Annotated in this window: 12 protein-coding genes; 5 read left to right on the top strand and 7 right to left on the bottom strand. The window is 66.4% G+C overall.

The window, feature by feature from the left end; all coding sequences use genetic code 11:
• The first annotated feature begins 57 nt into the window (after nucleotides 1-57).
• Entirely contained in the window at nucleotides 58-882 is an 825-nt protein-coding gene (locus AC3WLC_RS14445) for a MipA/OmpV family protein (protein ID WP_493684629.1), read from the top strand.
• Between the two features lie 76 nt (nucleotides 883-958).
• On the opposite strand, the gene ndk is transcribed toward AC3WLC_RS14445, so the two are convergent.
• Nucleotides 959-1,381 (bottom strand): nucleoside-diphosphate kinase, encoded by a 423-nt coding sequence (ndk, locus tag AC3WLC_RS14440; RefSeq protein ID WP_346359655.1) that lies wholly within the window; start codon nucleotides 1,379-1,381, stop codon nucleotides 959-961.
• 91 nt (nucleotides 1,382-1,472) lie between these two features.
• A complete protein-coding gene (locus AC3WLC_RS14435) occupies nucleotides 1,473-1,742 on the bottom strand; it encodes a sel1 repeat family protein (protein WP_137880417.1) in 270 nt (89 codons plus the stop codon).
• A 362-nt stretch (nucleotides 1,743-2,104) separates the two neighbouring features.
• Between AC3WLC_RS14435 and AC3WLC_RS14430 the strand changes: the two genes are divergently transcribed.
• Nucleotides 2,105-2,479, top strand: coding sequence for a DUF2147 domain-containing protein (locus tag AC3WLC_RS14430; protein ID WP_493684628.1), 375 nt, complete (start codon nucleotides 2,105-2,107; stop codon nucleotides 2,477-2,479).
• Nucleotides 2,480-2,579: 100 nt separating this feature from the next.
• On the opposite strand, the gene AC3WLC_RS14425 is transcribed toward AC3WLC_RS14430, so the two are convergent.
• From AC3WLC_RS14425 to gatB, 4 genes are all read right to left on the bottom strand, one after another.
• Nucleotides 2,580-3,287, bottom strand: a complete 708-nt coding sequence (locus AC3WLC_RS14425) for a glutathione S-transferase N-terminal domain-containing protein (protein ID WP_493684627.1) — start codon at nucleotides 3,285-3,287, stop codon at nucleotides 2,580-2,582.
• A gap of 111 nt (nucleotides 3,288-3,398) precedes the next feature.
• Nucleotides 3,399-3,884 (bottom strand): GNAT family N-acetyltransferase, encoded by a 486-nt coding sequence (locus AC3WLC_RS14420; RefSeq protein ID WP_493684626.1) that lies wholly within the window; start codon nucleotides 3,882-3,884, stop codon nucleotides 3,399-3,401.
• Between the two features lie 34 nt (nucleotides 3,885-3,918).
• Complete coding sequence (locus AC3WLC_RS14415; protein ID WP_346359651.1) at nucleotides 3,919-4,425, bottom strand: GNAT family N-acetyltransferase; 507 nt, start codon at nucleotides 4,423-4,425, stop codon at nucleotides 3,919-3,921.
• Complete coding sequence (gatB, locus tag AC3WLC_RS14410) at nucleotides 4,422-5,903, bottom strand: Asp-tRNA(Asn)/Glu-tRNA(Gln) amidotransferase subunit GatB (protein WP_493685383.1); 1,482 nt, start codon at nucleotides 5,901-5,903, stop codon at nucleotides 4,422-4,424. The genes AC3WLC_RS14415 and gatB overlap by 4 nt, the downstream gene beginning before the upstream one ends.
• A 250-nt stretch (nucleotides 5,904-6,153) precedes the next feature.
• Between gatB and AC3WLC_RS14405 the strand changes: the two genes are divergently transcribed.
• The 3 genes from AC3WLC_RS14405 (at nucleotide 6,154) to AC3WLC_RS14395 (ending at nucleotide 11,341) form a co-directional block, all read left to right on the top strand.
• Nucleotides 6,154-7,287 (top strand): efflux RND transporter periplasmic adaptor subunit, encoded by a 1,134-nt coding sequence (locus AC3WLC_RS14405; RefSeq protein WP_493684625.1) that lies wholly within the window; start codon nucleotides 6,154-6,156, stop codon nucleotides 7,285-7,287.
• 133 nt (nucleotides 7,288-7,420) lie between these two features.
• Nucleotides 7,421-10,606 (top strand): efflux RND transporter permease subunit, encoded by a 3,186-nt coding sequence (locus tag AC3WLC_RS14400; protein WP_493684624.1) that lies wholly within the window; start codon nucleotides 7,421-7,423, stop codon nucleotides 10,604-10,606.
• Between the two features lie 12 nt (nucleotides 10,607-10,618).
• The gene (locus tag AC3WLC_RS14395; RefSeq protein WP_493684623.1) at nucleotides 10,619-11,341 is read left to right on the top strand and encodes a glycine-rich domain-containing protein; all 723 of its coding nucleotides are present in this window, start codon (nucleotides 10,619-10,621) and stop codon (nucleotides 11,339-11,341) included.
• A gap of 8 nt (nucleotides 11,342-11,349) precedes the next feature.
• Here the strand turns inward: AC3WLC_RS14395 and AC3WLC_RS14390 are convergent, their stop codons facing one another.
• Nucleotides 11,350-11,940, bottom strand: coding sequence for a DUF2345 domain-containing protein (locus AC3WLC_RS14390; protein ID WP_493684622.1), 591 nt, complete (start codon nucleotides 11,938-11,940; stop codon nucleotides 11,350-11,352).
• Nucleotides 11,941-11,952 lie beyond the last annotated feature (12 nt).

The following is an 11,952-nucleotide window of genomic DNA, read 5'->3' as shown; positions in this document are numbered from 1 at the left end:
GATTCAATTTGGCCGCACCCGAGTAGTCCAAGGCGCTTTTGCGCCGGAGTCCTGACGATGCGTTGCGTTGCGTTTCTTGCCGGCCTCGCGGCCGCGTGCCTGTCCCTCGCGCTGGCCGCGCCGGCGCAGGCACAGTCCTCCCAGTACACGCAGTACACCTCGCCCGAGCCGGTGCAGAACTGGCACCTGACGCTCGGCGCCGGCCTGCGCTACCAGCCGGACTATATGGGCTCGAACGACTACGTCTTCCGGCCGCGGCCGATCATCTCGCTGGCGCGCGGCACCAAGAGCACCTGGTGGACCTCCGAGGACGATGCGATCAGCATCGGCTTCTTCTCGGGCCAGGCCTGGCGCGTCGGCTTCTCCGGCAACCTGCTCTGGGAGCGCAAGGCCGACACCAATGTGGCCCTGCGCATCATGGGCGTGCCCGACACCAAGTTCGGCGCCGAGGCCGGCGCCTTCGTCGAGTTCTATCCGACCTCCTGGCTGCGCACCCGCATCGACCTGCGCCGCGGCATCGTCGCCCATGACGCGATGGTGGCCGAAGCCAAGGTCGACGTCTTCCAGCGCATCGGCCCCTGGTCGCTCGGCATCGGCCCGCGCATGACCATCGCCGGCGCCGACTATGTCCGCACCTATTTCGGCGGCACCGTCGCCGGCAATGGCGGCATCCTGCAGCGCTTCAACGCCGGCGTGCTCTCGGTCGGCGCCATCGCCCAGGCGACCTACAACTGGACCGACAAGTTCCAGACGACGACCTATATCGAATACAAGCGCCTGATGGGCGACGCCGCCAAGGCGCCGATCGTCAAGGGCTTCGGCGACCGCGACTCCCTCACCTTCGGCATCTCGGCAAGCTACGCCTTCGATCTCGGGTTCTGAGGCGCCTCGGCCAGGCAAAGAAAAAAGGGCGGGCCCGGCGGGCCCGCCCTTCTTGTTTCCGGAACGGAGAATCGGCTCAGCCGACGATCTCGTTGCCCGCGAAGAACTGCGCGATCTCGATCGCGGCGGTCTCCGGCGCGTCCGAGCCGTGCACGGTGTTCTCGCCGACCGACTGGGCGAAGAGCTTGCGGACGGTGCCGTCGGCGGCGTTGGCCGGGTTGGTCGCGCCCATCACTTCACGATACTTGGCGATCGCATCCTCGCCCTCGAGGACCTGCACGACGACGGGGCCGGAGGTCATGAACTCGACCAGCTCGCCGAAGAAGGGGCGCTCCTTGTGGACGGCGTAGAAGGTCTGCGCCTGCGCCGTGGTCATCTGGATGCGCTTCTGCGCGACGATGCGCAGGCCGGCCTTCTCGATGACCGCGTTGACCGCGCCGGTGAGATTGCGCTTCGTCGCGTCGGGCTTGAGAATGGAGAAGGTACGCTGGACAGCCATCGTTGAGATCCTTGCGGGAAAATCGGGGAATGCGGCGCGCTTATAGCGGCGCCCTCCCCCGGCCACAAGGCTGCGACGGCCGGTTTGCGCTTCAGTGCCGCGTCAGGAACCTGCGAGCCTCGCGCAGCGCCTCGGCGACCTCATCGCGGCTCATCTCGAGCGCCAGCTCGGTGCGGTGGGAGGCGGCGCGGGCGCAGCCCTTGGCGAAGGCGACGTTGAACCAGGTCTGCGCCGCGACTAGATCGACCGGGCCGGAGCGGCCGGACGCATGCATCAGGCCGAGCTCGTAATAGGCGTCGGCGGAAGCTTCCATCGGGATCGCCAGCGAGGCCGGGATCGCGCTCATTTCCATGCGTGCCATGACAAACTCTCCCTGTTTTCCTTCGATGCCGGCCCGTTTGGAGGCCGCGGCTTGTGAGGAGAGTTTCGGGTCGGGCGGTAAAACACTCCGCTAAACTTTGAGATGAATCGAAGCTCAACGAGTCGCAAACGAGCGGTTAAAGCAAGATTCGATTCAGGCTATCGCGCCGAATATCGTAATGATTTCAACCCATTCCGAAATTGGCGCCAGATCGCGCGTCAACCTGCGATTCACCTTGCCCCTAGGTCAGCGCGACGAGCGTGCCTTCATGAGGAGCCATCTTGAAGCTGGCGCGACTTCGGATATAGTTTACATCTGAACCATCTGAGCGACGAAGATCGCCACCACCGAGGAGGAACGCTATGGCCATCCGTCCGATCATCATCGCCGCGGGCCTGCTGCTCGCTGTCGCCGTCCCTGCTTCGGCGCAGGACGTCACCGGCACCTGGCTGCGCGACAGCGGCGCCTCGAAGGTGCGCTTCTCGAAATGCGGCGAGGCGATGTGCGGCGTGATCTCCTGGCTCAAGGAGGCCAACGGCCCGGCCAAGGTCGGCCAGCGCATCTTCTACGACATGAAGCCGGCTGGCGCAGGCAAGTGGAACGGCAGCGCCTTCAATCCGGAGGATGGCAAGACCTATTCCGGCACGATGTCGCTCGCTGGCGATACATTGACCACGGCGGGCTGCGTCTTTGGCGGGATGATCTGCCGCTCGGTGAAATGGTCGCGCAGCAATTGACGTTTTCACGCGGCCTGCGGGAAAACGTCATGCTCGGGCTTGACCCGAGGATCTCTTGACCAGAGATGCTCGGGTCAAGCCCGAGCATGACGCTCCATGATCAGCGCGCCTTCTGGCCGAACAGGACAGCCTTTTCCTCCGGCGTCGAGATGCCGGCGGGGTTGCGCAATTCCTCGGCGACCTTGAGCCCGCGCTGGACCGCCGGGCGCGCCAGCACCGTCTCCAGCCAGCGACCGACATTGGGGAACTGCTTGATGTCCTGGCCCTGGCGTTCCCAGCCGCGAGCCCAGCCGACGCAGGCCATGTCGGCGATCGAATAGTCGTCGCAGATGTAGTCACGGCCTTCGAGGCGCCTGTTCAGCACGCCGTAAAGGCGGTTGGCCTCATTGGTGTAGCGATCGATCGCGTAGGGCACCTTCTCCGGCGCATAGATACGGAAATGATGGGTCTGGCCGAGCATCGGACCGAAGCCGCCCATCTGCCAGAACAGCCATTCGTCGACGGCGACGCGGCCGCGCTCGTCCTTCGGATAGAACTTGCCGGTCTTGCGGCCGAGATATTGCAGGATCGCGCCGGATTCGAAGACCGAGATCGGCTTGCCGTCCGGCCCATCGGGATCGACGATCGCCGGCATGCGGTTGTTCGGCGAGATCGCCAGGAATTCCGGCTTGAACTGATCACCCTTGCCGATGTTCACCGGGATGACGTTATAGGGCAGCCCGGTCTCCTCGAGCATGATGGAAATCTTCCAGCCGTTCGGCGTCGGCCAGTAGTGGAGATCGATCGGCTTGCCCTGCACTTCTGACATGTCCCGGTCCTCGCGGTTTGTTGCGGGTCGAGAGGACATCTAGGTTGCGGGTCCGGCCAGCGTAAGCGCCGGGGCCGTGCGCCCGAAGCGGGCGCGGCATGCGGATAGCGCTCACAGCGCCAGCTTGAAGCCTTCATGGGTCTGGCTGAAACCGATGCGAAGATAGAAGCGATGCGCCGCCTCGCGCGCCTTGTCCGAGGTGAGTTCGACCAGGCCGGCGCCCTTCTGGCGGGCGACGTCGACGGCATGGGCGACCAAGGCCTCGCCGACACGCCGGCCGCGCAGGTCCGGATGGACGTGGACACTTTCAAGCTTGGCGCGCTTGCGGCCGCGATAGGCCAGGCCCGGGATCAGGGTGAGTTGCAAGGTGCCGACCACCTTGCCGTCGAGCTCGGCGACGATGAGTGTGTTGTAGGGGCTGGCGTCGACTTCCTCGAAGGCAGCGAGATAAGCCGGGTTCTGTGCCTCCTCCTCGATCTCGGCGAGCGTGCGCGTCTGCGCGGCGGCGCCCAGCATGATCAGGGAGGCGATGCGCGCGACATCCTCGCGGCGCGCCTCGCGCATGGTCACGGCCGCAAGATCGGCTGCCTTGGTCATCATCGTCTCCATCGGGGATCCGCCAGGCCGGCGCTTAGATCATCACCAGGCGCTTGGCCATGATCAGCGTGTTGGGCGTGTCCTCGCGCCCATCGAAGCGGGCCTGGCGCTGCAGGAAGAAGCCCATGCGCTCGTAGAAGGCGATGGCGAGCTCGTTCTGGCTCTCGACCTCAAGCCGCGCCACCGGCGCGTCGGGAAAGCAGGCGAGCGCGACCTGCAGCAGCGTGCGCCCGATGCCCTCGCCCTGCCGCGTCGGCGAGACGTAGAGCCGCGTGAGCATGGCGGCGCGGTCGGGCTCGCGCCGGGCGGAAGCCGTGCCGACGACCTCCTCGCCCAGGAGCGCGATCAGGAAGACGCCGCTGTCGCGGCCGAGTTGGGCATTCAGCGCGTCGAGCGAATGCCAGGCATTGGTGATCTCGGCAACGCGGCGCCAGCCATAGATGCCGTCATAGGTGTCGTGCCAGGTCTCGACCAAAAGCGAGCGGACCGCCGGCAGATCGGCGGCGAGCGCATCGCGGATGATCAAGTCCTTCTGCGTCACTCGATACCCAGCTTCTTCTTCAGGATCTCGTTCAGCGCCTGCGGATTGGCCTTGCCGCCCGAGGCCTTCATCGCCTGGCCGACGAACCAGCCGAGCATGGTCGGCTTGGCCTTGACCTGCTCGACCTTGTCCGGGTTGGCCGCGATGATCTCATCGACCGCCTTCTCGATCGCGCCGGTGTCGGTGACCTGCTTCATGCCGCGGGCCTCGACGATCTCACGCGGGTCGCCGCCTTCGGTCCAGACGATCTCGAACAGGTCCTTGGCGATCTTGCCGGAGATGACGCCCTCGCCGATCAGGTCGACCAGACCGCCAAGCTGCGCCGCCGAGACCGGCGAGGCCGAAACGTCCTTGCCTTCCTTGTTGAGGCGGCCGAACAACTCGTTGATCACCCAGTTGGCTGCGGCCTTGCCGTCGCGCCCCTTGGCGACCGCCTCGAAATAATCGGCCTGCTCGCGCTCGGCGACGAGCACCGAGGCGTCGTAGGGCGAGAGCCCGTACTGCGCGATGAAGCGAGCCTTCTTGGCGTCGGGCAGCTCCGGCAGCTGCGCCTTCAGCTCGGCGATGAAGGCATCGTCGAATTCGAGCGGCAGCAGGTCCGGATCGGGGAAGTAGCGATAGTCATGCGCCTCTTCCTTCGACCGGAGCGAGCGGGTCTCGCCCTTGCCGGGGTCGTAGAGGCGGGTCTCCTGGTCGATCGTGCCGCCATCCTCGAGGATGCCGATCTGGCGGCGGGCCTCGACCTCGATCGACTGGCCGATGAAGCGGATCGAGTTGACGTTCTTGATCTCGCAGCGCGTGCCGAAGGGCGCGCCGGGCTTGCGCACGGAGACGTTGACGTCGGCGCGCAGATTGCCCTTCTCCATGTCGCCGTCGCAGGAGCCGATATAGCGCAGGATGGTGCGCAGCTTCGAGACATAGGCCTTGGCCTCGTCGGCCGAGCGCAGGTCCGGCTTGGAGACGATCTCCATCAGCGCCACGCCCGAGCGGTTGAGGTCGACGAAGCTCATGGTCGGATGCTGGTCGTGCATCGACTTGCCGGCGTCCTGCTCCAGATGCAGGCGCTCGATGCCGACGCTGATCTGCTCGGTCGGCGACAGGTCGACCGCGATCTCGCCCTCGCCGACGACCGGATGCTTGTACTGGCTGATCTGGTAGCCCTGCGGCAGGTCGGGATAGAAATAGTTCTTGCGGTCGAAGACCGAGCGCTTGTTGATCTGGGCGTTGAGGCCGAGCCCGGTGCGGACCGCCTGGCGCACGCATTCCTCGTTGATCACCGGCAGCATGCCCGGCATCGCCGCGTCGACCAGGCTGACATGGGCGTTCGGCTCGCCGCCGAAGGCGGTCGAGGAGCCCGAGAACAGCTTGGCGTTGGAGGTGACCTGCGCATGGATCTCGAGGCCGATCACGATTTCCCAGTCGCCGGTCGCACCCTTGATCAGCTTCTTCGGGTCGGCGGGGCGGACATGCGCGTTCATAGAGGTGGCTTCCATCGGGTGTTGCTACTGACGCTGGCGCGCGCGTCCCTCAGGTAGAGCTTCGGCCGGCCGCCAGCAAGCACCTGTTGCATCCGTTCCGGGCAGCGATGGGGTGATCGCGGCCCGTTCCGATGAAAATTACGCCGAAATGTCGAGTGAAGAAACTTGACAATCGTCAGTCCGATGGAGTTGTTGCGCATTGGCCGGAAACCGTGAAGGTTGCGCCGCGCCCGCATTCTCGGAGTTTCACATGATCCGCCGCTCCAGCCGGGCCTTCGCCGCCCTGGCGGTCCTGCTTCCGGCCTTCTCCGTCGAGGCCCTCGCCCAAGGCGCGCCGCCGGCTCCGCCGGTCACCGTCGCGACGCCGCTCGCCAAGCGCGTCACCAATTGGGACGAGTTCACCGGCCGTTTCGAGGCCAGCGACCAGGTCGAGGTCCGCGCCCGCGTTTCGGGCTTCCTCGATTCGGTGCATTTCCGCGACGGCGACCTGGTCAAGGCCGGCGACCTGCTCTTCACCATCGACCAGCGGCCCTACAAGCTCGCCGTCGATGCCTCCCGGGCCGAGGTCGCGCGCGCCAAGGCGCAGGTCGACCTCAACCAGAACGAGGTCGAGCGCGCCGAGGCGCTGACGCAGAACCGCACGATCACCGCCCGCGACATCGACCAGCGCCGCGCCAACCTGAATGGCGCGATCGCCAGCCAGCAGGCAGCCGAGGCCAATCTGAAGACGGCCGAGCTCAACCTCGAATGGACGCAGGTGCGCGCGCCCCTTGCTGGACGCGTGTCCAATCGGCGCGTCGACCAGGGCAACCTGATCGCCGGCGGCCAGTCGGGCGCGACGCTGCTGACCACGATCGTCGCCGTCGATCCGATCAAGTTCGTCTTCGACGCCTCGGAGGCCGACTATCTGCGCTATGCGAAGTCGCAGGATCTGCGGAAGCCCGGCACGCCGGTGCGTGTGCGGCTTTCGAGCGAAACCAAATGGGACCGCGAAGGCAAGATCGACTTCGTCGACAATGCGCTGAACGCCCGCTCGGCGACGATCCGGACCCGCGCCGTCTTCCCGAATCCCGACGGGCAGCTGACGCCGGGAACCTTCGGGCGGCTGCGCCTCTTCGCCGGCGAAGGCGATGCGCTGCTGGTCCCGGACGCCGTCATCGTCTCCGACCAGGCCAACAAGATCGTGTTCACGGTCGGCGCCGACAACAAGGTGGTGCCGAAGCCGGTTCAGCTCGGCGCGATCAGTGACGGGCTGCGCGTCATCACCAACGGCCTCGCGGCGAACGACAAGGTTATCGTGAACGGCATCGCCAACCCGATGGTGCGCCCGGGCGTCGCTGTCACGCCGCAGCCGACCGAGATCAAGGCCGCCGCCGCCAACTGACGGCTGCAGCAGGCCGCACCAAGAGCGGACGGCATTGTCCGTCCGCTCTGCCCAAGCCTTCGTGTTCGCCGCGATTCCGGACGGAGACCCGTTCTCCACTTTCCCTGGAATTGCTTACGGCCAGGACCATCGCATGTTCCGCTTCGCCCATTTCTTCATCGACAGGCCGATCTTCGCGACCGTGCTCTCGGTGCTGCTGACGATCGCCGGCGCCATTACGCTGCGCACCCTGCCGATCGCCGAATACCCCGAGATCGCGCCGCCGACCGTCACGATCACAGCGAACTATCCGGGCGCCTCGGCCGAGGTCGTCGCCTCGACGGTGGCCGCGCCGATCGAGCAGGAAGTCAACGGCGTCGACGACATGCTCTACATCTCGTCGCAGTCGACCGGCGACGGGCGCGTGACGATCAACGTCGTCTTCAAGGCCGGCACTGACGTCGACCAGGCCCAGGTGCTGGTGCAGAACCGCGTCTCCGCCGCCGAGCCGCGCCTGCCACAGGAGGTCCGCACGCTCGGCCTGCAGGTGCGCAAGGCCTCGCCGGACTTCCTGATGGTCATCCACATGCTGTCCCCGGACGGCTCGCGCGACCAGCAATACGTCTCGAACTACACGACGCTGAACGTCAAGGACGTGCTGACCCGCGTCGAGGGTGTCGGCGACGTCCAGGTCTTCGGCGCGCGCGATTATTCGATGCGCGTCTGGCTCGACCCGGCCAAGGTCGCGGCCCGCAACCTGACCGCGGGCGACGTCGTCGCGGCGATCCGTGCCGCCAACATCCAGGTCGCGGCGGGTGCGATCAACCAGCCGCCGGCGAAGTCGGACGGCGCCTTCCAGCTCTCGGTCAACACGCTCGGGCGTCTCACCAGCATCGACGAGTTCTACAACATCGTCGTCCGCTCGGATGCCGATGGCGGCACGATCCGCGTGCGCGACGTCGCCCGGGTCGAGCTCGGCGCACAGGACTACCTGTCGAATTCCTATCTCGACAACAAGGAGGCCGTCGCGATCGGCGTCTTCCAGCGCCCTGGGACGAATGCGCTGGCGGCCTCCGAGGCGCTCATCAAGACGATGCAGACGCTGTCGAAGAACTTCCCGGCCGGCGTCGAGCACACCATCGTCTACAATCCGACGGAGTTCATCAGGGAATCCGTTTCGGCGGTGGTCACGACGCTGCTCGAGGCGATCGTGCTCGTCGTGATCGTGGTGATCCTGTTCCTGCAGACCTGGCGCGCCGCGATCATTCCGATCATCGCGATCCCGGTCTCGCTGGTGGGCACCTTCCTGATCATGAGTGCGGTCGGAATCTCGTTCAACACGATCTCGCTGCTGGCACTCGTGCTGGCGATCGGCATCGTCGTCGACGACGCGATCGTCGTGGTCGAGAACGTCGAGCGCTATCTGGCGCAAGGCATGAGCGCGGTCGATGCCGCGCACAAGACGATGGACGAAGTCGGCGGCGCGCTGCTGGCGATCGCCCTCGTGCTCTGCGCCGTGTTCATCCCGACCGCCTTCATCACCGGCCTGCAGGGCACCTTCTACCAGCAGTTCGCGGTGACGATCGCAGCCTCGACGGCGATCTCGTGCTTCGTCTCGCTGACCCTGTCGCCGGCCCTGGCCGCGATCCTCCTGAAGCCGCACAGCCATGAGGAGCCGAAGGGCTTCCTAGCGGTGCTCAGCGCGCCGCTGCGCTGGTTCTTCAAGTACTTCAACAAGGCCTTCGACTGGCTTTCGCGCGCCTATGGCGCACTGACCTCGCGCCTGATCCGCTTCGGCGTGATCATGCTGCTGGTCTATGCCGGCCTGATCGCGGTCGCCGGCCAGCGCCTCGCCGCGATTCCGACCGGCCTCGTCCCGCAGCTCGACCGCGGCTACTTCATCGCGGTCTTCCAGCTGCCGCCAGGCTCGTCGTTGCCGCGGACCGACGCGGTCATCCGCAAGGCGACCGATATTCTGCTGTCGCGGCCGGGCGTCGCCCATGCCGTCGCCTTCGCCGGCCTCGACGGCGCGACCTTCACGCTCGCCCCCAATGCCGGCGTCGCCTTCGTCACGCTCACCGACTTCAAGGAGCGGGCCAAGCAGGGTCTGACCACCCAGGGCATTCTCAACGACCTGCGCACCCAGCTCTTCGGGATCGGCGAGGCCTTCGCGTTGATCATCGAACCGCCGGCGGTTCCCGGCATCGGCAATGGCGGCGGCCTCAAAGGCTATGTCCAGGATCGCGGCGGCAAGGGCCTGGCGGCGCTGGAAGGCGCGACCTGGGCGGTGGCGGGAACGGCGGGTCAGACCCCCGGCATCCAGCAACCCTTCACGCTGTTCTCGACCAGGACGCCGCAGGTCTATGCCGATATCGACCGCACCAAGGCGGAGATGCTCGGCGTGCCCGTGACGCGCGTGTTCGAGACGCTGTCGATCTATATGGGCTCGGCCTATGTGAACGACTTCAATATCCTCGGCCGGACCTTCCGGGTCACGGCCCAGGCCGACAATCCGCAGCGGCTCGACATCCGCGACGTTGCCGACCTGAAGACGCGCAATGCCGATGGCGAGATGGTGCCGATCGGCTCGGTCGCGACCTTCTCGGACACGACCGGCGCCTATCGCGTGCCGCGCTACAATCTCTATCCGGCAGCGGAAGTGCAGATGTCGATGGCGCGCGGCTATTCGACCGGCCAGGGCATCGCGGCGGTCGAGCAGATCGCCCAGAAGGTCCTGCCGGCCGGCTTCGGCTTCGAATGGACCGAGATCGCGCTGCAGGAGAAGCTCGCCGGCAACACCGCGATCATCGCCTTCGGCCTCGCCGTCGTCTTCGTCTTCCTGCTGTTGGCGGCGCTGTACGAAAGCTGGACCTTGCCGCTGGCGGTCATCCTGATCGTGCCGATGTGCATCCTCGCGGCGATGATCGGCGTCGGTTACAAGGACTTCGACCGCAACGTGCTGGTCGATATCGGCCTCGTCGTGCTCGTCGGCCTCGCGGCGAAGAACGCGATCCTGATCGTCGAGTTCGCCAAGCAGGCCGAGGACGAGGGCATGAGCCGGCGCGACGCTGCGATCGCAGCCGCCAGGACCCGGCTGCGGCCGATCCTGATGACCTCGCTGGCCTTCATCCTCGGCGTGCTGCCGCTGACGATCTCGATCGGCGCCGGCGCCGAGATGCGCCAGGTGCTCGGCATCGCGGTGTTCTCGGGCATGATCGGCGTCACCTTGTTCGGCCTGCTGTTCACCCCGGTGTTCTACGTCATGGTGCGCTGGCTCGCCTCGCTCGGCGGCAAGAAAAAGCCGGTCGAGCCGAAGGACGCGACGCCGCAAGCGCACTAACGGGAGCGCGCAATGAACGCCGCCGCCATCATCATCGGCATGGTGGTGGCGGTCGTTCTCCTGCTCGTCGCGGGCAATGCGCTCGCTTCGTACAAGCGCCTGCGCCGGGCGGAGTTCATCCGGCGCTATCCCTGGCCGCCTGGGCTGCTCGACAAGCTCGCCAGCCATCACCCCGGCTTCACCCGCAAGCAGACGGCGCTGGTCTCCGAGGGCCTGCGCCAGTTCTTCCTGGCCTATCTCAATTCCGGGCGGCGCGAGGTCGCGATGCCCTCGCAGGTCGCGGATGATCTCTGGCACGAGTTCATCCTCTACACCCGCGACTATGGCCGCTTCTGCAACCAGGCCTTCGGGCGCTTCCTGCATCACACCCCGGCCGTCGTGCTGCGCGAAGGCGCGCGCCGCGACAACTCGGCCCTGCGCCGCGTCTGGTGGCAATGCTGTCGCGACGAGAACATCGACCCCGCCCGCCCGACGCGCCTGCCGCTGCTGTTCGCGCTCGATACCAAGCTCAGGATCGCCAACGGCTTCGTCTATGCGCCCGATTGCGAAGCGCTCAGGCGCAAGGGCGACCGCGGCACGCAATGCGGCGGCGACTTCTCGAGCTCATCGGTCGACGGGAGCACCGACGGCTTCGGCGACAGCACCAGTTCCTCTGGCGACAGCAGCTCCGATAGCGGAGGCGGCGACAGCGGCGGAGGCGATGGCGGCGGCTGTGGCGGTGGCGGCGGCGACTGAGCCGCGGCTCAGTTCTGCTTGATCTTCGACCCCTTGATCACGACGTCAGAGCTCGCCGTCGCATTGATCTTGCCACTCGCCTTGATCGTGACGTCCTTGCCCTTGAGGTCGACGGAACCGTCCTTCTTGAGGTTGAGCTCGGCCGACCCCGTGTCGAGCAGGATGGCGTCGGCGGCCTTGATCGCGAGCGACTTGCCGCTGGCGATCTCGAAACCCTTGCTGCTGTCGAGGTCGATGCTGACCGCAGCCGCGACCTCGAAGGCGCGGGTCGCCAGGCTGATCTCGCGATTGGCGCTCATGCTGAGCGCGGTGCCCGCGATCAGGTTGATGCCGGTACCGGCAGTTGTGCGCAGGCCGGCGCCGACATTGACGACATAGGCCGAGCCCACCGCGGTGCGGAAATTGCTCCCGACCGTCAGCGCCAGATCGGAGCCGACATTGATCGTGCAGGTGCCGCCGGCCGTGATCGAGAGCCCGGCCGGAGCCGTGATCGCCAGCGTGCCGCCGCGCCCGACATTGACCGCCTGCAGCAAGGCGGAGAGCTGCGCCTCGAGCGCGGCGACCCGCCGCGCGAGGGCCTCGACTTCTGGCGTGGCCATGAGCGCGTTCCC

It is taken from the genome of Allobosea sp. GW821-FHT03A12, assembly GCF_058986765.1.
The sequence above is the reverse complement of the archived record's forward strand: the minus strand, read 5'-3'. Positions and strand labels throughout refer to the sequence as shown.

What these genes read in the sequence shown, in the direction of transcription:
- AC3WLC_RS14445 (WP_493684629.1), top strand. Translation starts at nt 58, where the DNA reads ATGCGTTGCGTTGCGTTTCTTGCCGGCCTCGCGGCCGCGTGCCTGTCC.
- ndk (WP_346359655.1), bottom strand. Translation starts at nt 1,381, where the DNA reads ATGGCTGTCCAGCGTACCTTCTCCATTCTCAAGCCCGACGCGACGAAG.
- AC3WLC_RS14435 (WP_137880417.1), bottom strand. Translation starts at nt 1,742, where the DNA reads ATGGCACGCATGGAAATGAGCGCGATCCCGGCCTCGCTGGCGATCCCG.
- AC3WLC_RS14430 (WP_493684628.1), top strand. Translation starts at nt 2,105, where the DNA reads ATGGCCATCCGTCCGATCATCATCGCCGCGGGCCTGCTGCTCGCTGTC.
- AC3WLC_RS14425 (WP_493684627.1), bottom strand. Translation starts at nt 3,287, where the DNA reads ATGTCAGAAGTGCAGGGCAAGCCGATCGATCTCCACTACTGGCCGACG.
- AC3WLC_RS14420 (WP_493684626.1), bottom strand. Translation starts at nt 3,884, where the DNA reads ATGACCAAGGCAGCCGATCTTGCGGCCGTGACCATGCGCGAGGCGCGC.
- gatB (WP_493685383.1), bottom strand. Translation starts at nt 5,903, where the DNA reads ATGAACGCGCATGTCCGCCCCGCCGACCCGAAGAAGCTGATCAAGGGT.
- AC3WLC_RS14405 (WP_493684625.1), top strand. Translation starts at nt 6,154, where the DNA reads ATGATCCGCCGCTCCAGCCGGGCCTTCGCCGCCCTGGCGGTCCTGCTT.
- AC3WLC_RS14400 (WP_493684624.1), top strand. Translation starts at nt 7,421, where the DNA reads ATGTTCCGCTTCGCCCATTTCTTCATCGACAGGCCGATCTTCGCGACC.
- AC3WLC_RS14395 (WP_493684623.1), top strand. Translation starts at nt 10,619, where the DNA reads ATGAACGCCGCCGCCATCATCATCGGCATGGTGGTGGCGGTCGTTCTC.
- AC3WLC_RS14390 (WP_493684622.1), bottom strand. Translation starts at nt 11,940, where the DNA reads ATGGCCACGCCAGAAGTCGAGGCCCTCGCGCGGCGGGTCGCCGCGCTC.